Below are 17504 nucleotides of genomic sequence, written 5' to 3'. Positions count from 1 at the left end.
TTCTGCACTTGCCCCCTGTGCGGAACTACAGGGCCCGGCTACGCTCTATCCCCATCAAGAAGGAAAGAGACGGGAACCTGCACCATGCCTCATTGGCTGATTATTGATCTTGAAGCCACCACGGATGACGGCGGTTGGCCCGTGACCGAGATGGAAGTCATCGAGATCGGCGCGAGCCTGGTGAACCGCCAGGGCCGTGAGCTCGATCACTTCCAGCGTTTCGTGCGGCCGCTGCGGCGACCGCTGCTGACGCCCTTCTGCAGGCAGTTGACCCACATTACCCAGGCCAATATCGACAGCGCCGCGCCGATCACCGAGGTTTGGCCGTTGTTCGAGCGTTGGCTGGGCCAGCATCTGTCGCGCCTGGAAGGCTGGGCCAGTTGGGGTGACTACGACCGCAAGCAACTGGAGCTGGAGTGGCAGCGCCATGGCCTCGTCAGTGCGCTTGCGCAAACCCCCCACGTGAATCTCAAGCAGCGCTTCGCCAAGGCGCGTCGCCTGGACAAGCCGCTGGGGCTCAATGGCGCGTTGCAATTGGCGGGGATGCAGTTTCATGGCCAACAGCACCGTGCACTGGAAGATGCGCGCAATACCGCCCGGCTGTTGCCGCTGACATTGCCGGTCTAGGCAGCTTCCACAGGCTTGGGCATACTGGCCGCCCTTTATCGTGATTGCGCTCACTCAGGCGCCGGCTCCCTCGCCACGCAAAGCCGGCACCTGCAGCCAGTTCAACCCTTCTTCCGAGGATTCGCCCATGTTCAAAGTCAACGAGTACTTCGACGGCACCGTCAAGTCGATCGCTTTCGGCACCGCAGAGGGTCCGGCGACCATCGGCGTGATGGCCCCGGGTGAGTACGAATTCGGCACGGCCCAGCGTGAAATCATGCACGTGGTCTCCGGTGCCCTGACCGTCAAGCTGCCTGACGCCAGCGAGTGGGAAACCTTCGCCGCCGGCAGCCAGTTCAACGTGCCGGCCAACAGCAAGTTCCAACTGAAGGTTGCCGTAGACACCGCGTACCTGTGCGAATACCGCGGCTGATCCAGCCCGTGTAAAAAAATGCCCGTCTCGCAGGAGACGGGCTTTTTTTTATTCCAGGATCGTGACCGGCATGCCCACTTCCAGGCGGCCGATGCCATCGTTGACCAGGTTCTGGCCGAAAATCGCGCCGTCCTCCGTCTTGCGATACGCCTCCAGCGTGGCGAAAGGTTCACGATCAGGGCTGCGCTCGCCCGTCTGCGGATCGATGGTGGTGAGGATGCAGCGCGAGCACGGCTTGACCGCCCGAAACTCTACATCGCCGATGCGCAGGCGCTTCCAGCCATCTTCGGCAAACGCTTGACTGCCTTCGATCACGAGATTGGGACGAAAACGCAGCATCTCCATGGGACGGCCGATGCGTTGCGACAGGTCATCGAGCGACGCCTGACCGATCACCAGCAACGGATAACCATCGGCAAAGGCCACCTGGTCATCGTCCTTGCCGTACCCGGCCTGGGTGGTGCGCGCGCGGTCGAGGGGGATGTGCACCAGCCGCGTGGGTTTGCCGATAAAGCCGCTGACCCACGCCGCGGCCTCATCGCCGGCGTCCGGCACGCGCAAGGTGTCGCGCCAGATGGTCACCCCACGCAGCTCGGCATCGCTGCCAGGCAGTGCCACGTCCAGCACGGGATGGCCGGCGGAGCTCAGGGTGAGCCCGCCAACGGGGTTCCACAGTGCCGACAGCTGGCTCATCTTCGCCACCGCGCGCTGGGTGAGAAAGCGTCCGCTGGCCTCATCCACCAGCATCCAGCGTCGGTCGCCGTCGAGCCCGAGTTTATCCAGGCCGATCTGTTGCAGGACTTCGGCCTTGCCGGACTTCAAGGGGTAACGGTACAACGCGCTGAGACGGAGCATGGCCTGCATTCCTTAGGAGGGGAGACGCTACCCTAAGGTCAAGCCGGCACTTCGTCCAGCAGCAGACGCTGGCGCACCACGTCCACCAGCTTGTCGGGCTGGAATTTGGACAGGAAGTTGTCGCAACCGACCTTCTTGACCATCGAGTCGTTGAAGCTTCCGGACAATGACGTGTGCAGCACCACATGCAGCTTGCGCAGGCGTGGGTCATTGCGGATTTCGGTGGTGAGGCGGTAGCCGTCCATCTCGGGCATTTCGGCGTCAGTGAAGACCATCAGCAGTTTTTCGGTCATGTCTTCACCGCTGTCGGCCCAGGCCTTGAGCATATTCAGCGCCTTGAGGCCGTCGCTGGCGATGTGCATCTTCAGCCCCAACTGGCCCAGGGTGCCGCGCAGTTGCGAGAGGGCCACGTTGGAATCATCCACCAGCAGCACTTCGCGGCCACGGGCGCGTTCGAGCACCGGGTCCTCGAGCTTTTCGCGGGAGACCTTGGCGTTGTACGGCACGATCTCGGCGAGGACTTTTTCCACGTCGATGATTTCCACCAACTGGTCGTCGACCTTGCTGATGGCAGTGAGGTAATGCTGGCGACCGGCGCTGGTCGGCGGCGGCAGGATGGCTTCCCAGTTCATGTTGACGATACGGTCCACACCGCCCACCAGGAATGCCTGCACCGAGCGGTTGTACTCGGTGACAATGATGGTGCTGTTGGGGCCCGGCACCAATGGGCGCATGCCAATGGCCTGGGACAGGTCAATCACCGGCAGCGTCTGACCGCGCAGGTTGACCACGCCGCACACGAACGGGTGACGCTGAGGCATCAGGGTCAGCTTGGGCAACTGCAACACTTCCTGCACCTTGAACACGTTGATCGCGAACAACTGCCGCCCGGCCAGGCGAAACATGAGGATCTCCAGGCGATTCTCACCCACCAATTGCGTGCGTTGGTCTACCGTATCGAGAATGCCGGCCATTAAAAGCTCCTGGTGCGCTAAGGGGTTGTGCCGCTCACATAAGGGGGGTTATCGGCGGCGAGCTTCAGATCTTGACCCCGGAAAAATGCCATACAAATCAATTGATGTCACACTGACATCATGCTTTACTGACTCACCTTCCACAGGGCTCCACAGCGTCCTCGCACGACACTCGTATCGATGCAAGGTTCCGCCATATAAGGGATTCCCTTACGCGCAATCAGGTAAAACCTGATATTCGCAGTATCTAATAGCCATTAATGTGACGCCATTCTCACTGCATGAATGGAGTCAGGCTTTTGTTTGCCATGCCAAGCCCTCGGCCCACGGGTCTTCCAGGCACATCCGTGTCGGCAACTGAAGGGGTGCAACTGACGTCGCTCAGGGTGGTCACCCGTGACCTTCCCTTACATTCTAATAAACGTCCTACTGAAAACTCAGAAGCGACCTACAGATTTCAGTCATCTTTCAGCGCTAGTTTTAAGTCATTCACCCGGTGCGACATCTCATCACCCGACCTTACGTTGTGGAGACTTGCAAGATGAACAGCGCAAATGAATGGCAAACCTCACTGCTCGGCTTTTTGCTCGAAGCGGAAACGTTGCTGGCCAAATCGGAAGAATGCCTGAACCACCTGCACCTGATTCGCGACGACAACGACGCCATCGACTGCATGAAAACCAGCCTGACCCTGCTCGCCGAAAAAGCCGATACCCTGGCGTTGCAGGCGATCAGCGAGTTCTCAAGGCACATCCAATACCTGATCGCCAATGCCGCCAGCCCCATGCAATTGCATGACCAGGCGCTGGATGCTCTGCATGCCTGCCTGACGCTGTTGGCCTGGCAACTGGAACTGATCGATACCCGCACGGGCGAGCTGGCAATGGATGACAGCGAGCAAGCCACCTTGATTGCGACGGTGACGCTGCAAATCCCACAAAAGGTGTTCGGTTTTAAACCGCAACAGCGGATGCATCACGCGTCTTGAGTCGTTATCAGGCACTTATCAACTCAATGTTATCTGAAAACGACATTCGCGCAGTGGCGCAGATATCAATTAGCCACTAACGGTAATAACGATACAAACATACTGACGCAATATAACTTTTTACTTTGAACAACTCTGGGATTACCGCTCAGGGTATCGCAGTGGCTTAAAAGCCTGCCAGGACGGGCACCAGGCGACCGGCCGTGAAGAGTAGTGGTACTATGCGCCACGCGAAGTGACTCAACTTCATCATGTATAAAACCGATTACAAAACGCATTCCAAACAAAGTCCGGTCAGACACCCTGACGGGACTTCCCGCAGCGAACTTCCATTGGCTCCATCCGCTATGTACGCCAACCTAAAGCCCTCCTTCGCCAGGTATGCGTCCCACAGCAATGTGCGCCGCCTGATCCTCGCCCTGTGCCTGGGTTCGCTGCTGCTCAGTGCGTTGGCCTATACCCGCTCTGGGTCGCTGCCAGTGCTGGAATTGCTGATCAATCTGATCATTGTCGTGGTGGTTGGGCTGCAGCAATGGAGCAGCCGCAAAGCCATCAAGTTACAACCCCAGGAATTGGCTGACCGCCTGCTGCAAGTGCAGGAAAACGAACGTCACCGGCTAAGCCGCGAACTGCATGACGATATCGGCCAACTGCTCACCGCCGCCAAGCTGCAAACCGATTGGCTCATGCGCCGCTTGCCCGACGAGCTGCACAGCCAGTGCGCCACACTGTCCAGCACCCTCGACGAAACCCTGGCCAAGGTGCGCGACGTGTCCGCGATCCTCAACCCTCGTCAACTGGCGAGCCTGGGGCTGGAAGCCAGCCTGCGCGCCCACCTGCTCAAGACGCTTGAAAACACCCAGGTGCACTGGAGCCTGGAATGCCGGCAGCAACTGGATGGCGTGCCTGAAGCCATCGCCGTGGCGGCCTTTCGCATTACCCAGGAAGCGGTAACCAACATGCTACGCCACGCCCAGGCGCGCAATCTGCTGGTACGCCTGCAACGCCTGCCCGAAGGCCTCGCGCTGAGCATCAGCGACGACGGCGTGGGCTTTTCGCCTGCCATCAACCCCGGCCTGGAAGGCCAACGGGGCATGGCCGGCATGTCAGAGCGGATAGATCAGCTTGGCGGTTCATTCTCCGTCAGCAGCCAGCCAGGCAAAGGGACTCGGATCGAAGCGCTTTTCCCCTGGGCGCCTCGCGCCCTCGAACGGGCCAGTTCCCCTAAGGTTTTCGATTGAGCTGTACATTACTTCTGGTGGATGACCACGCCTTGATTCGGGCCGGCGTACGCGCGCTGGTCCAGGACATCCCAGGCTACACCGTGACCGGCGAAGCCAGCGATGGCACGCAACTGCTGGAGACATTCAGCGCCTTGCAGCCCGATATCGTGCTGCTGGACCTGTCGATGAAACACACCGGCGGCCTGGACGCCTTGCAGCAGCTCAAGCGCGTCTACCCCAAGAGCCGCGTGCTGATCCTGTCGATGCACACCGACCCCGAGCTGATCATGTGTGCGCTGGAAGCCGGCGCCCATGGCTACCTGCTCAAGGACACCACCGCCAACGAGCTGGAACACGCGCTGCTGGCCCTGCGCAACAACGAACGCTACCTGAGCCCCGCGATCGCCCACACCGTGATCAACCAGGCGCTGGTGCGCGCCAACGGCCCGGCCACACCGGCCGGCCACAGTCATAACCTTACCGCACGCCAGTTGGAGATCCTGCGGCTGATCGTGCGCGGCAAGTCCACCCGCGAAATCGCCCACGGCCTGGGCCTGAGCGTCAAGACCGTGGAAGCGCACCGCTCGCAGATCATGAAGCGGCTGCAGATTTTCGACGTGGCGGGCCTGGTGCTATTTGCCGTGCGTGAGCAGATCATCAGCCTGGACGACTAGCGGCGAACCCGCTGGCAGGTGCACGCGCAAGGCCTTGGGCAAGGCTTCGAAGCGCAGGTCGTCGCCCTTGAGCGGCTCGCCGTCGAGGTTGATGTACAAGCCGTCGGCCACCTTGATCTCCACCCACGGCAGGCGCGCTCGCACGAACAGGTTGTCCATGCCGCCGTCGGTCATCAGGGTGCGCAGCGTGCCGACCACTTCCTGGGGCGCAGGCAGGATGCTGACGTCCAGCAAGCCATCATCGGCCATGGCGCCCGGGCATAGCTCGTGCCCGCCCCCCGCCTGACGACCGTTGCCGATCCCCAGTGCAAGCAGCTCGCCTTTCCAATGGAAGTCGGGGCCAGCCAGCTCTGCGTAGGCGGCTTTCAACTCACTGAAGCGCGTCAGGCCGGTGAACAAGTAGGCAGCGCCGCCCAGTACTTTTTTCAGGTCTTCGGAGGTGTTGGCGGTGACCTGGCTGCCGAAGCCGCCGGTGGCCATGTTGAGGAACACCTGCCCGCCGACCTGGCCGAGGTCGATGGCCCTTGGTGGCACATCCAGCAGGGCCAGGGCCTGGGCGGGCTCCAGCGGCACACCGGCGGCCTTGGCAAAATCGTTGGCGGTGCCCAGGGGCATCAGCACCAGGCTGGCTTCAGTCTTGGCCTCGGCCATGGCTTCAGCCACGTCGCGCAAGGTACCGTCGCCGCCGCCCGCAATAATGTGGGTGTAGCCGTTGGCCAGGGCTTCGTTGACCAGGCGCTGGGCGTCGCCACCCTCCCACGTCACCCGCACCGCCAGTTCCCAGCCCTGCTCCCGCCGCTCCTGCACCGCCGCGCGCACGTCCTCGTTGAGGGCTTGCTTGCCATGGAGAATCAACAGGGCGTTGGGGCTGGTCATGAGTGGGTTCTCTCGAGTTCAAAGGTGCTTGAAGGATGTTGACCGCGGCTGGAAGGAAAAAGGTCGTGCGGCTGGAAAATAATTTCCCGAGCCGTGGAGATAACCATAGGGAAGCACGCCAGAGGTGCTGAGAGGGCTTGCCGTGGTGAGCGGGCTTGCCCCGCGCGGGGGGGCGCAGCGCCCCCCAAAACAAGCCCCCCCATTTTGACCAGCGGGGGCTCAGCCTTTATGCAGCTTGCTCATCAACTGCGCTTCCGCCTGGGTCAGCCCGCACGACTGCGTCAGCTCATCCACGGTCGCGCCCATGCCGACCAGCTTGGCCGCCTGGGCAAATGACAGGCTCGAGGGATCGCGCTGCTCGATCTGCGCCAGTTTGTCCGGCAACGGCGCAAGAATCGCGCGCAGTTCGTGCACCTCGTCCCCGACCTTCACCGCAGTCTGCTGGAAGTGATCCACGCGCTTGGCCAATTCCACCACGCGCCGGTCACGCACCGCATCGCGCTCGGCCTGTTGCAAAGCCAATTCCCGTTGCTGGCGCACGTAGCGCAGCACAAATGCCAGCGTCCCGGCCCACAACAGGGCCAGGACGATCACCGCCGCTTCAAGAAACAATCAGATGTTCTCCAGATCCGACCATTCTTCTTCGCTCATCATCTTGTCCAGCTCAACCAGGATCAGCAGCTCGCCGTTCTTGTTGCACACGCCCTGGATGAATTTGGCGGACTCTTCGTTACCCACGTTCGGCGCGGTTTCGACCTCGGACTGACGCAGATAGACCACTTCAGCCACGCTGTCGACCATGATCCCGACCACTTGCTTGTCGGCTTCGATGATGACAATTCGGGTGTTGTCGTTGACTTCGGTCGGCACCAGGCCAAAACGCTGGCGGGTGTCGATCACCGTCACCACGTTGCCACGCAGGTTGATGATGCCCAGCACATAGCTCGGCGCACCTGGTACGGGCGCGATCTCGGTGTAGCGCAGCACTTCCTGCACGCGCATCACGTTGATGCCGTAGGACTCATTGTCCAGCTTGAAGGTTACCCATTGCAGGATCGGATCATCCAAACCTTGTGCGGACGCTGACTTGTTCATACCCCTGACCCCTTCAAAAATGGCCACGCAATGGCGTGGTCCTTATTGTTCAATCAACTACGTTTAGTCACTGGCAGCGTTTTGACGGCGCCACTGGCGATCAACTCGGCCAGCTCGGCGACGTCGAGCAACGCGCACATGTGTTCGATCACGGTGCCTGCCAGCCAAGGCCGCTGGCCCCGGTGGCTGCGCCATTTGATTTCGTTCGGATCCAGGCGCAACGAGCGGCTGACCTGATGCACCGCCAGCCCCCACTCGTAGCCCTGCACCGAGATCACGTATTGCAGGCCCTGGCGGAAGTCGTCGCGGTAGCGGTCGGGCATCACCCAGCGCGCGGTATCGAGGACCTTGAGGTTGCCGGCCTGGCTGGGCAGGATGCCCAGGAACCACTCCGGTTGCCCGAACAGCGGCGTCAACTCCTGGCCTTCCAGCGAATAGATCGAGCCCAGGCACACCAGCGGCACGGCCAGGGTCAGGCCGGCGACATCGAACAACAGGCATTCGAACGGCTCGGCGGCCCAGCCAGGGCGCCCGTCAGGGGTGGCGGGAGGCGGCGTGATGCTCGGCGGCAGATGCACTTCCACCACTGGCTCGACAACCGCCGCCACCGGCTCTGCCACCTCCGGCACAACGGGCACAATCGGCACCACGACGTTGGCGTCGCGCGCCTGCTCTTCGAGCACCGCCAGCTGGAACTCATCCAGCGCTGCTTCCCGTTCGACGGCAGGCTCGAGCACCAGGATCGGCTCGGGCAACGCCTCTTCGGTCGCATCCTGCAGCAGGTTATCCAGATAGGATTCCAGCGCCAGCTGCGGCCGGGTCTTGAATTCGATGGGCCGGTTCATCACGCCACCTGCGCCACAAGCTGCTGGGCCAGCAGGTGCTTGAGCAACGCGCGGTAGGCCAGCACGCCACGGCTTTTACCGTCGAACTGCGACGGGGTGAGCCCTGCACGGCTGGCGTCACGCAGGCGCGTGTCCACCGGGATGTAGCCGTTCCAGATAGTGTCCGGATAAGCGTCGCGCAACACGCGCAAAGTGCCGAGAGACGCCTGGGTGCGGCGGTCGAACAGGGTCGGCACGATACTGAACGGCAGCGCCTGCTTGCGTGAACGGTTGATCATCGCCAGGGTGCTGACCATACGCTCCAGGCCCTTGACCGCCAGGTGTTCGGTCTGCACCGGGATCACCAGCTGCTGGCTGGCCGCCAAGGCGTTGACCATCAGCACGCCGAGCAAAGGTGGGCTGTCGATGATGGCGTAGTCGAAGTCCTGCCACAGTTGCGCCAGGGTCTTGGCGATCACCAGGCCCAACCCGCTCTGCCCCGGCGACTGGCGCTCAAGGGTGGCCAGGGCGGTGCTGGACGGCAGCAGGGAAATGCTCTCGTTGCTGGTGGGCAGCAGCAGTTGCCCCGGCAAATCGGCCGGTACGCTGCCTTTGTGCAGGAACAGGTCGTAGCAGCTGTGTTCCAGCGCATCCGGGTCATAGCCGAAATAGCTGGTCATCGAGCCATGGGGATCTAGGTCCACCACGACCACGCGCTTGCCCGCCTCGGCCAGCAAGCCGGCCAGGGCGATGGAGGTGGTGGTCTTGCCGACCCCACCTTTTTGATTGGCAACTGCCCAGACTCTCATTCGGTTGATTCCTCCCGGCAGGCACAGCCGCGACCGAGACATTGCATAGGTTATTGAGCCGGTGACGGAGTATTGACGTTGCTCTGGCGAACCGGCGGTTTTACCGTGGCCGGTGCAGTTTGTGTGCCAGCGCGCTTCAACGCGGCATCCGGTGTTGCATTGGCCGTGCCGGTACCGGTCAGGCTGCGGCGCACATCCAGGTTGCGCGAGACCACCAGTACCACCCTGCGATTCTTCGCGCGACCTTCTACCGTGGCGTTATTGGCCACTGGCTGAAACTCGCCGTACCCCACCGAGGCCAGGCGTCCGGGGTTCACGCCCTGCATCGCCAGCATGCGCACGATGCTCGACGCCCGCGCCGAAGACAGCTCCCAGTTGGTGGGGTACTGCGCCGTGCTGATGGGAAAATTGTCGGTAAAGCCTTCGACGTGGATCGGGTTCTCGAACGGTTTGAGAATCGCCGCGACCTTGTCGATGATGGTGAACGCCTGGTCGCTGGGCAGCGCGTCGGCACTGGCGAACAACAGGCTGGAATTGAGTTCGATCTCCACCCACAACTCATTGCCGCGCACGGTCATCTGGTTGGAGCTGATCAGGTCGCCAAACGCGGCGCTGATGTCGTCGGCGATGCTTTTCAGCGGGTCGCTGGTACCGCCCACGCCCGCGGCGGTTTCGTCGCTGTCGTTGACCAGCGGCTTGGCCGGCGTCACGGTCTTGGGCCGCTCGTCGCCGATGGGGATCGGCTTGAGCGAACGGTCGGCATCGTTGAACACCCCGACCAGCGCCTGGGAAATGACTTTGTACTTGCCCTCGTTGATCGACGAGATCGAATACATCACCACGAAAAACGCGAACAGCAAGGTGATGAAGTCCGCGTAGGACACCAGCCAGCGTTCGTGATTGACGTGCTCTTCAGGCTCGCGACGGCGACGGCTCACAGGCAATACCCCCAGCAACACAAAACACCTGTAGGAGCCGGCTTGCCGGCGAAAAACCCGAGAGCGCCGCGGGGCATCAGGCAACCCGCATTATCGTTGGCGATTTTCGCCGGCAAGCCGGCTCCTACAGGGTGCATGTTCATCAATCCATGAAGCCCTGGAGCTTCAGTTCGATGGAGCGCGGGTTCTCGCCCTCGGCAATCGACAGGATGCCCTCGAGCAACATTTCGCGGTAACGCGACTGGCGCATGGCAATCGACTTGAGCTTGCTCGCCACCGGCAGCAGCACCAGGTTGGCGCTGGCCACGCCGTAGATGGTGGCGACGAACGCCACGGCAATGCCGCTGCCCAGTTGCGAAGGATCCGCCAGGTTGCCCATCACGTGGATCAACCCCATCACCGCACCGATGATGCCAATGGTCGGCGCATAGCCGCCCATGCTTTCAAAGACTTTGGCGGCATTGATGTCGCGGCTTTCCTGGGTGTAGAAATCCACCTCCAGGATGCTGCGGATCGCCTCCGGTTCGGCGCCGTCTACCAATAATTGCAGGCCTTTGCGCGCGTAGCTGTCGGGCTCGGCGTCCGCCACGCCTTCCAGGCCCAGCAGGCCTTCCTTGCGGGCGGTGAGGCTCCAGTTGACCACGCGGTCGATACCGCCGGCCAGGTCCACACGCGGCGGGAAGATGATCCACACGACAATCTGCATGGCGCGTTTGAACGAGCTCAGCGGCGATTGCAACAGCGCTGCACCCACGGTGCCGCCGATCACGATCAACGCGGCCGGGCCGTTGGCGAGGGCTCCAAGGTGGCCGCCTTCGAGGTAGTTGCCGCCAATGATCGCGACAAACGCCATGATGATGCCGATCAGGCTCAATACATCCATCAGAGACAGGCCTCCACCAAATGCCTGCCGATGTCGTCCAGGCTGTAGACGGCGTCGGCGAGGTCGGCCTTGACGATGGCCATCGGCATGCCATAGATCACGCAGCTGGCTTCGTCCTGGGCCCAGATCGCGCTGCCGCCCTGCTTGAGCAGGCGCGCGCCTTCACGGCCGTCGGCGCCCATGCCGGTGAGCACCACCGCCAGAACTTTGTCGCCGTAGGATTTGGCCGCCGAACCGAAGGTGATATCCACGCATGGCTTGTAGTTCAGGCGCTCGTCACCCGGCAGGATTTTGATCGCGCCACGCCCGTCCACCATCATTTGCTTGCCGCCCGGTGCCAGCAACGCCAGGCCCGGACGCAGGATGTCGCCATCCTCGGCTTCCTTGACGCTGATGCGGCACAGCTTGTCCAGACGCTCGGCGAAGGCTTTGGTAAACGCCGCCGGCATGTGTTGCACCAGCACGATCGGCGCAGGGAAGTTGGCCGGCAGTTGCGTGAGCACCCGCTGCAGAGCCACCGGGCCGCCGGTGGACGTACCTATGGCAACCAGTTTGTAGGCCTTGCGTTTCGGTGCCGGCGAGTGGGCCGCAACTGGCGCAGGGGTCCGTACCGGCGGCGCGATGGGGCGTGCAACCGGTGCAGGCGCCGGTCGCGCAAACGACGAGGCCGGCGCAGCCACCGGTGCCGGCGTCGGAGCAGGTGCTGGCGCCGGGGTGCTGAACAGGCTGCGACGGTTGCTGCGGGAAATGCTGTGGACTTTCTCGCACAGCAGTTGCTTGACCTTCTCGGGGTTGCGCGAGATGTCTTCGAAATTCTTCGGCAGGAAATCCACCGCGCCAGCGTCCAGCGCATCCAGGGTCACCCGGGCGCCTTCGTGGGTCAGCGAGGAGAACATCAGCACGGGGGTCGGGCAGCGTTGCATGATATGACGGACAGCCGTGATGCCATCCATCATCGGCATCTCGTAGTCCATGGTGATCACGTCCGGCTTGAGCGCCATGGCTTGATCAATCGCCTCCTTGCCATTGGTGGCCGTACCGACCACCTGGATGCTTGGATCGGCGGAAAGAATTTCCGAGACGCGGCGGCGGAAGAAACCCGAATCGTCCACCACCAGGACCTTGACTGCCATAAACACTCCGTTAGGCGGGGCGGGCGAACCGCCCTACCCCACCAGAATCAAATACGCCGAGCGGCGTAACGCTTGAGCATGCTCGGAACATCGAGAATCAGCGCGATCCGACCGTCACCGGTGATGGTCGCACCCGACATGCCCGGGGTTCCCTGCAGCATTTTGCCCAAAGGCTTGATGACCACTTCTTCCTGGCCCACCAGTTGATCGACCACGAAGCCGATACGCTGGGTGCCCACGGAGAGAATCACCACATGACCTTCACGCTGCTCTTCATGCTTGGCCGAGGCCACCAACCAGCGCTTGAGGTAGAACAGTGGCAACGCCTTGTCGCGCACGATCACCACTTCCTGGCCGTCCACCACGTTGGTGCGCGACAGGTCGAGGTGGAAGATCTCGTTGACGTTGACCAGCGGGAAGGCGAAGGCCTGGTTGCCCAGCATCACCATCAGGGTCGGCATGATCGCCAAGGTCAACGGCACCTTGATCACGATCTTGGAGCCCTGGCCCTTGGTCGAGTAAATGTTGATCGAGCCGTTGAGCTGGCTGATCTTGGTCTTGACCACGTCCATGCCGACGCCACGGCCGGACACGTCGGAGATCTCGGTCTTGGTCGAGAAGCCCGGGGCGAAGATCAGGTTGTAGCACTCGGTGTCCGTCAGGCGGTCGGCGGCATCCTTGTCCATCACGCCACGCTTGACCGCGATATTGCGCAAGATGGTCGGGTCCATGCCTTTGCCGTCGTCAGTGATCGACAGCAGGATGTGGTCGCCCTCTTGCTCCGCCGCCAGGATCACCTTGCCATTGCGGGACTTGCCCGAGGCTTCGCGTTCTTCCGGGGTTTCCACGCCGTGGTCGACGGCGTTGCGCACCAAGTGGACCAGCGGGTCGGCCAGGGCCTCGACAAGGTTTTTGTCGAGGTCGGTTTCTTCACCCACCAGTTCCAGGTTGATCTCTTTCTTCAACTGGCGCGCCAGGTCGCGAACCAGGCGCGGGAAGCGGCCGAAGACTTTCTTGATCGGCTGCATCCGCGTTTTCATCACGGCGGTCTGCAGGTCGGCGGTGACCACGTCCAGGTTCGACACCGCCTTTTGCATGGCTTCATCGCCACTGCTCAGGCCCAGGCGCACCAGGCGGTTACGCACCAGTACCAGTTCGCCAACCATGTTCATGATGTCGTCCAGGCGTGCGGTATCGACCCGCACGGTGGTTTCGGCTTCACTGGCAGGTTTCTCGGCCACCGGTGCGGCAGCGGCACGTGCCGGAGCAGGCGCTGCAGCCGGAGCTGGCGCAGGCTTGGCCGCCGGCGCAGGTGCTGCGGCTTTGGCAGCCACCGGTGCCGCCGTGGCAACAGCAGCCGCCGGAGCGACTTCGCTGAATTTGCCCTTGCCGTGCAGTTCGTCCAGCAGGGATTCGAATTCGTGGTCGGAAATCAGGCCATCGCCCGCAGGCGCTGCACTGGCCGCCGGTGCGGCGGCAGTGGCGGCGACCGCCGGCAAGGCGTCGGCAACGAAGGTGCCCTTGCCGTGCAGTTGGTCCAGCAACGCTTCGAATTCGTCGTCGGTGATGTCAGTGCTGGCCGACGCGGCAGGCACTTCGGCTACCACGGGTGCAACGGCGTCGGCCGCGAACTGGCCTTTGCCGTGCAACTGGTCGAGCAGGGATTCGAACTCTGCGTCGCTGATGTCTTCGCTGGTCGGCGCCGCAACGGCCGCCGCCGGTGCTTCGGCCTCGGCTTTCACCGCGCTGAGAGAGTTGAGCAGTTGCTCGAACTCACTGTCGGTCACGTCCGGCTCGGCTTCAACCACCGGCTCCGCCACTGCCTCAACGGCAGGCGCCGCCGACGTGTCGGCAGGTTCCGCCAGGCGCGCCAGGGCGGCCAGCAGTTCCGGGGTGGCCGCCGTGATCGGGGCACGGTCACGCACCTCGCTGAACATGCCGTTGACCGCATCCAGTGCTTCGAGAATCACGTCCATCAATTCCGAATCAACGTGACGCTCACCCTTGCGCAGGATGTCGAACACGTTCTCGGCGATGTGGCAGCACTCCACCAGCTCATGGAGCTGGAGGAAGCCGGCGCCCCCTTTTACAGTGTGAAAACCGCGAAAAATTGCATTGAGCAGGTTCGCATCATCCGGTCGGCTTTCCAGCTCGACCAGTTGCTCGGACAACTGCTCTAAAATTTCGCCGGCCTCTACAAGGAAATCCTGAAGGATTTCTTCATCGGCGCCGAAGCTCATGTGGGTGCTCCTTAGAAGCCTAAACTGGATAACAGGTCATCGACATCATCTTGACCCGATACAACGTCTTCACGTTTATCGGCATGAATCTGCGGACCTTCACCCTTGGCGAGATGTTTTTTTGGATCTTTTTCCGAGAGGATCGCTGCGCGGTCATGTTCGATGCCGGCAAAGCGGTCAACCTGGCCTGCCATGAGCACCAACTTGAGCAAATTGCTTTCCACTTCGGTGACCAACTGGGTCACTCGCTTGATCACCTGACCGGTGAGGTCCTGGTAATCCTGGGCCAACAGAATGTCGTTGAGGTTGCTGGAAACCGTGCGGTTTTCCTGCTCGCTGCGTGACAGGAAACCCTCGACCCGACGTGCCAGTTCACGAAACTCCTCAGCCCCGACTTCGCGGCGCATGAAGCGGCCCCAGTCGTGGCTCAGGGCCTGGGCTTCAGTGGCCATGCCGTTCACCAGTGGCGTGGCGCTTTCCACCAGGTCCATGGTGCGGTTGGCCGCAGCCTCGGTCAGCCTGACCACATAGGACAGGCGCTCGGTGGCATCGGTGATCTGGGAAATTTCTTCGGCCTGGGGCATGTGCGGGTCAATCTGGAAATTGACGATCGCACTGTGCAGCTCGCGCGTGAGCTTGCCCACTTCCTGGTACAGGCCGCGGTCACGGGTCTGGTTGAGCTCATGGATCAACTGCACCGCGTCGCCGAACTGGCCTTTTTCAAGGCTGTCGACCAACTGGTGAGCGTGTTTTTTCAGGGTCGACTCAAAGTCGCCCTGTGACGTTTCGTTCTGCTCCATAGCTCCCCCGAGATGGCATTAGCCGTGGATGCGTTCGAAGATTTTCTCGATCTTCTCTTTCAAGGCCAATGCGGTGAATGGCTTGACCACGTAACCGTTCACACCGGCCTGGGCGGCTTCGATGATCTGTTCACGCTTGGCTTCGGCGGTCACCATCAGTACGGGAAGGCTGCGCAGTTTTTCATCCGCGCGCACGTGACGCAGCAAGTCGATACCGGTCATGCCCGGCATGTTCCAGTCTGTTACCAGAAAGTCGATGCTCCCGCTGTTGAGGATCGGAATCGCCGTAATGCCGTCATCCGCCTCGACCGTGTTAGTGAACCCAAGGTCACGCAACAGGTTTTTTATGATCCGCCGCATCGTTGAGAAGTCATCAACGATGAGGATTTTCATGTTCTTGTCCAATTCGACCTCCAAGCAGTCTTAAACGCGCCCAGCACCTGGACGCGCCATTTCAATCAACAGGCATTACACAAAAAGGACTGCCGGGGTCACCACGGTATGACACCGCGAAAGCCTGGGCTGTCACGGTCTCGTCGCAGTGTCCCCACACTGCCTGTTCAGCGCGCTCGCCACTCTCCCAGACGCCCCCGCAAGCGGGCTGCGCACTGGCTATGCAACTGGCTGACCCGCGATTCGCTGACCCCCAGGACCTCACCGATTTCCTTGAGGTTCAGCTCTTCGTCGTAGTACAGCGCCAACACCAGTCGCTCACGCTCCGGCAAATTGGCAATCGCGTCCGCCAGCGCGCCCTGGAAGCGTTCATCCTCCAGGTCACGCGACGGCTCAAGATGAGCACTCGCGCCGTCCTCGTGCAGCCCTTCGTGTTCGCCGTCCTGCAACAGGTCGTCGAAACTGAACAGGCGGCTGCCCAAGGTATCGTTCAAAATCCCGTAGTAATCGTCGAGACTCAATTGGAGTTCGGCCGCAACTTCGTGATCTTTAGCGTCGCGACCGGTTTTTGCTTCAATTGCGCGAATTGCGTCACTGACCATGCGTGTATTGCGGTGTACCGAACGCGGCGCCCAGTCACCTTTACGCACTTCATCGAGCATCGCGCCACGGATACGGATACCCGCATAGGTCTCGAAACTCGCACCCTTGCTCGCGTCGTACTTGGTCGACACTTCGAGCAGGCCGATCATGCCCGCCTGGATCAGGTCTTCGACCTGGACGCTGGCGGGCAGGCGTGCCAGCAAGTGATAGGCGATGCGCTTGACCAGGGGCGCATAGCGCTCGATCAGCTCACCTTGGCTGTCACGTGCCGATTTCTTGTAAAGGTTGTAGCCGCTGGATGTCATAGCACCGGTCCTGCGCTCGTCTGATGCACCAATCGCTCGACGAAAAATTCCAGATGCCCGCGCGGATTGGCGGGCAATGGCCAGGTATCGACCTTCTGGGCAATGGCCTTGAACGCCAGTGCGCACTTGGAGCGTGGGAACGCTTCGTAGACCGCACGCTGCTTTTGCACGGCCTTGCGCACACTTTCGTCGTAGGGCACTGCGCCGACGTATTGTAGGGCGACATCCAGGAAGCGATCCGTGACCTTGGTCAACTTGGCGAACAGGTTGCGCCCTTCCTGCGGGCTCTGGGCCATGTTGGCCAGTACGCGGAAGCGGTTCATGCCGTAGTCGCGGTTGAGCAGTTTGATCAGGGCGTAGGCGTCGGTGATCGAGGTGGGTTCATCGCAGACCACCAGCAACACTTCCTGCGCCGCGCGCACGAAGCTGACCACGGACTCGCCGATCCCGGCGGCGGTGTCGATCACCAGCACGTCAAGGTTGTCGCCGATGTCACTGAATGCCTGAATCAGGCCGGCGTGCTGCGCCGGGCTCAAGTGCACCATGCTCTGGGTGCCGGAGGCAGCCGGCACGATGCGAATCCCGCCTGGCCCCTGGAGCAGCACATCGCGCAGCTCACAGCGCCCTTCGATCACATCGGCAAGGGTGTGTTTGGGCGTCAGCCCCAGCAGAACGTCGACGTTCGCCAGCCCCAGGTCAGCATCCAGCAGCATGACGCGACGGCCAAGCTCTGCCAGGGCCAGGGACAAATTCACTGACACGTTAGTTTTCCCGACGCCACCTTTGCCGCCGGTCACCGCGATCACCTGTACGGGATGCATGCTGCCCATTTTATTTCTTTACCTTGTCTTG

20 protein-coding genes are annotated in these 17504 nt (G+C 61.7%); 5 read left to right on the top strand and 15 right to left on the bottom strand.

Annotation, left to right across the window (positions count from 1 at the left end; genetic code table 11):
* The first annotated feature begins 84 nt into the window (after window positions 1-84).
* Together CQ041_RS14655 and CQ041_RS14650 are read left to right on the top strand one after the other, a co-directional pair.
* A complete protein-coding gene (locus CQ041_RS14655; protein ID WP_105523167.1) occupies window positions 85-627 on the top strand; it encodes an exonuclease domain-containing protein in 543 nt (180 codons plus the stop codon).
* 127 nt (window positions 628-754) lie between these two features.
* Window positions 755-1039 (top strand): pyrimidine/purine nucleoside phosphorylase, encoded by a 285-nt coding sequence (locus CQ041_RS14650; RefSeq protein ID WP_010208796.1) that lies wholly within the window; start codon window positions 755-757, stop codon window positions 1037-1039.
* A 48-nt stretch (window positions 1040-1087) separates the two neighbouring features.
* On the opposite strand, the gene CQ041_RS14645 is transcribed toward CQ041_RS14650, so the two are convergent.
* Together CQ041_RS14645 and CQ041_RS14640 are read right to left on the bottom strand one after the other, a co-directional pair.
* Window positions 1088-1894 (bottom strand): MOSC domain-containing protein, encoded by an 807-nt coding sequence (locus CQ041_RS14645; protein WP_105523166.1) that lies wholly within the window; start codon window positions 1892-1894, stop codon window positions 1088-1090.
* Window positions 1895-1932: 38 nt separating this feature from the next.
* A complete protein-coding gene (locus CQ041_RS14640) occupies window positions 1933-2868 on the bottom strand; it encodes a chemotaxis protein CheV (RefSeq protein ID WP_105523165.1) in 936 nt (311 codons plus the stop codon).
* Window positions 2869-3409: 541 nt separating this feature from the next.
* On the opposite strand from CQ041_RS14640, the gene CQ041_RS14635 reads away from it, so the two are divergent.
* The 3 genes from CQ041_RS14635 (at window position 3410) to CQ041_RS14625 (ending at window position 5753) form a co-directional block, all read left to right on the top strand.
* The gene (locus CQ041_RS14635; protein WP_105523164.1) at window positions 3410-3856 is read left to right on the top strand and encodes a hypothetical protein; all 447 of its coding nucleotides are present in this window, start codon (window positions 3410-3412) and stop codon (window positions 3854-3856) included.
* Between the two features lie 347 nt (window positions 3857-4203).
* A complete protein-coding gene (locus CQ041_RS14630; RefSeq protein WP_105523163.1) occupies window positions 4204-5097 on the top strand; it encodes a sensor histidine kinase in 894 nt (297 codons plus the stop codon).
* Window positions 5094-5753 (top strand): response regulator transcription factor, encoded by a 660-nt coding sequence (locus CQ041_RS14625; RefSeq protein WP_105523162.1) that lies wholly within the window; start codon window positions 5094-5096, stop codon window positions 5751-5753. The genes CQ041_RS14630 and CQ041_RS14625 overlap by 4 nt, the downstream gene beginning before the upstream one ends.
* On the opposite strand, the gene yegS is transcribed toward CQ041_RS14625, so the two are convergent.
* The 13 genes from yegS to fleN all read right to left on the bottom strand — a co-directional run bounded on the left by yegS (window position 5712) and on the right by fleN (window position 17482).
* Window positions 5712-6629 (bottom strand): lipid kinase YegS, encoded by a 918-nt coding sequence (gene yegS / locus CQ041_RS14620; RefSeq protein ID WP_105523161.1) that lies wholly within the window; start codon window positions 6627-6629, stop codon window positions 5712-5714. The genes CQ041_RS14625 and yegS overlap by 42 nt on opposite strands.
* A 219-nt stretch (window positions 6630-6848) precedes the next feature.
* Window positions 6849-7241, bottom strand: coding sequence for a DUF2802 domain-containing protein (locus CQ041_RS14615; protein WP_105523160.1), 393 nt, complete (start codon window positions 7239-7241; stop codon window positions 6849-6851).
* Entirely contained in the window at window positions 7242-7724 is a 483-nt protein-coding gene (locus CQ041_RS14610) for a chemotaxis protein CheW (protein ID WP_003236843.1), read from the bottom strand. It lies immediately after the preceding gene.
* A 53-nt stretch (window positions 7725-7777) separates the two neighbouring features.
* On the bottom strand, window positions 7778-8569 hold the full coding sequence (locus tag CQ041_RS14605; RefSeq protein ID WP_105523159.1) for a CheW domain-containing protein: 792 nt from the start codon (window positions 8567-8569) through the stop codon (window positions 7778-7780).
* Window positions 8569-9357: a ParA family protein gene (locus CQ041_RS14600; RefSeq protein ID WP_105523158.1), complete on the bottom strand. Its 789-nt coding sequence runs from the start codon at window positions 9355-9357 to the stop codon at window positions 8569-8571. The genes CQ041_RS14605 and CQ041_RS14600 overlap by 1 nt, the downstream gene beginning before the upstream one ends.
* Before the next feature lie 50 nt (window positions 9358-9407).
* Complete coding sequence (gene motD, locus CQ041_RS14595; protein WP_105523157.1) at window positions 9408-10295, bottom strand: flagellar motor protein MotD; 888 nt, start codon at window positions 10293-10295, stop codon at window positions 9408-9410.
* A gap of 142 nt (window positions 10296-10437) precedes the next feature.
* Window positions 10438-11178: a flagellar motor protein gene (locus tag CQ041_RS14590; RefSeq protein WP_105523156.1), complete on the bottom strand. Its 741-nt coding sequence runs from the start codon at window positions 11176-11178 to the stop codon at window positions 10438-10440.
* Window positions 11178-12311 (bottom strand): chemotaxis response regulator protein-glutamate methylesterase, encoded by a 1134-nt coding sequence (locus tag CQ041_RS14585; protein WP_105523155.1) that lies wholly within the window; start codon window positions 12309-12311, stop codon window positions 11178-11180. The genes CQ041_RS14590 and CQ041_RS14585 overlap by 1 nt, the downstream gene beginning before the upstream one ends.
* Window positions 12312-12358: 47 nt before the next feature.
* Window positions 12359-14551, bottom strand: a complete 2193-nt coding sequence (locus tag CQ041_RS14580; RefSeq protein ID WP_105523154.1) for a chemotaxis protein CheA — start codon at window positions 14549-14551, stop codon at window positions 12359-12361.
* Window positions 14552-14562: 11 nt separating this feature from the next.
* A complete protein-coding gene (locus CQ041_RS14575) occupies window positions 14563-15351 on the bottom strand; it encodes a protein phosphatase CheZ (RefSeq protein ID WP_105523153.1) in 789 nt (262 codons plus the stop codon).
* A gap of 18 nt (window positions 15352-15369) precedes the next feature.
* Window positions 15370-15744, bottom strand: coding sequence for a chemotaxis response regulator CheY (locus CQ041_RS14570; RefSeq protein WP_015885173.1), 375 nt, complete (start codon window positions 15742-15744; stop codon window positions 15370-15372).
* Between the two features lie 167 nt (window positions 15745-15911).
* Entirely contained in the window at window positions 15912-16652 is a 741-nt protein-coding gene (gene fliA / locus CQ041_RS14565) for an RNA polymerase sigma factor FliA (protein ID WP_065909829.1), read from the bottom strand.
* On the bottom strand, window positions 16649-17482 hold the full coding sequence (gene fleN / locus CQ041_RS14560) for a flagellar synthesis regulator FleN (protein ID WP_105523152.1): 834 nt from the start codon (window positions 17480-17482) through the stop codon (window positions 16649-16651). Before fleN ends, fliA begins: the two co-directional genes overlap by 4 nt.
* Window positions 17483-17504: the final 22 nt, after the last annotated feature.

The sequence above is a fragment of the Pseudomonas sp. MYb60 genome, assembly GCF_002979555.1.
GTDB lineage: Bacteria > Pseudomonadota > Gammaproteobacteria > Pseudomonadales > Pseudomonadaceae > Aquipseudomonas.
This window is presented reverse-complemented; position numbering and strand designations above follow the sequence as displayed.

What these genes read in the sequence shown, in the direction of transcription:
- CQ041_RS14655 (WP_105523167.1), top strand. Translation starts at nt 85, where the DNA reads ATGCCTCATTGGCTGATTATTGATCTTGAAGCCACCACGGATGACGGC.
- CQ041_RS14650 (WP_010208796.1), top strand. Translation starts at nt 755, where the DNA reads ATGTTCAAAGTCAACGAGTACTTCGACGGCACCGTCAAGTCGATCGCT.
- CQ041_RS14645 (WP_105523166.1), bottom strand. Translation starts at nt 1,894, where the DNA reads ATGCTCCGTCTCAGCGCGTTGTACCGTTACCCCTTGAAGTCCGGCAAG.
- CQ041_RS14640 (WP_105523165.1), bottom strand. Translation starts at nt 2,868, where the DNA reads ATGGCCGGCATTCTCGATACGGTAGACCAACGCACGCAATTGGTGGGT.
- CQ041_RS14635 (WP_105523164.1), top strand. Translation starts at nt 3,410, where the DNA reads ATGAACAGCGCAAATGAATGGCAAACCTCACTGCTCGGCTTTTTGCTC.
- CQ041_RS14630 (WP_105523163.1), top strand. Translation starts at nt 4,204, where the DNA reads ATGTACGCCAACCTAAAGCCCTCCTTCGCCAGGTATGCGTCCCACAGC.
- yegS (WP_105523161.1), bottom strand. Translation starts at nt 6,629, where the DNA reads ATGACCAGCCCCAACGCCCTGTTGATTCTCCATGGCAAGCAAGCCCTC.
- CQ041_RS14610 (WP_003236843.1), bottom strand. Translation starts at nt 7,724, where the DNA reads ATGAACAAGTCAGCGTCCGCACAAGGTTTGGATGATCCGATCCTGCAA.
- CQ041_RS14605 (WP_105523159.1), bottom strand. Translation starts at nt 8,569, where the DNA reads ATGAACCGGCCCATCGAATTCAAGACCCGGCCGCAGCTGGCGCTGGAA.
- CQ041_RS14600 (WP_105523158.1), bottom strand. Translation starts at nt 9,357, where the DNA reads ATGAGAGTCTGGGCAGTTGCCAATCAAAAAGGTGGGGTCGGCAAGACC.
- CQ041_RS14590 (WP_105523156.1), bottom strand. Translation starts at nt 11,178, where the DNA reads ATGGATGTATTGAGCCTGATCGGCATCATCATGGCGTTTGTCGCGATC.
- CQ041_RS14585 (WP_105523155.1), bottom strand. Translation starts at nt 12,311, where the DNA reads ATGGCAGTCAAGGTCCTGGTGGTGGACGATTCGGGTTTCTTCCGCCGC.
- CQ041_RS14580 (WP_105523154.1), bottom strand. Translation starts at nt 14,551, where the DNA reads ATGAGCTTCGGCGCCGATGAAGAAATCCTTCAGGATTTCCTTGTAGAG.
- CQ041_RS14575 (WP_105523153.1), bottom strand. Translation starts at nt 15,351, where the DNA reads ATGGAGCAGAACGAAACGTCACAGGGCGACTTTGAGTCGACCCTGAAA.
- CQ041_RS14570 (WP_015885173.1), bottom strand. Translation starts at nt 15,744, where the DNA reads ATGAAAATCCTCATCGTTGATGACTTCTCAACGATGCGGCGGATCATA.
- fliA (WP_065909829.1), bottom strand. Translation starts at nt 16,652, where the DNA reads ATGACATCCAGCGGCTACAACCTTTACAAGAAATCGGCACGTGACAGC.
- fleN (WP_105523152.1), bottom strand. Translation starts at nt 17,482, where the DNA reads ATGGGCAGCATGCATCCCGTACAGGTGATCGCGGTGACCGGCGGCAAA.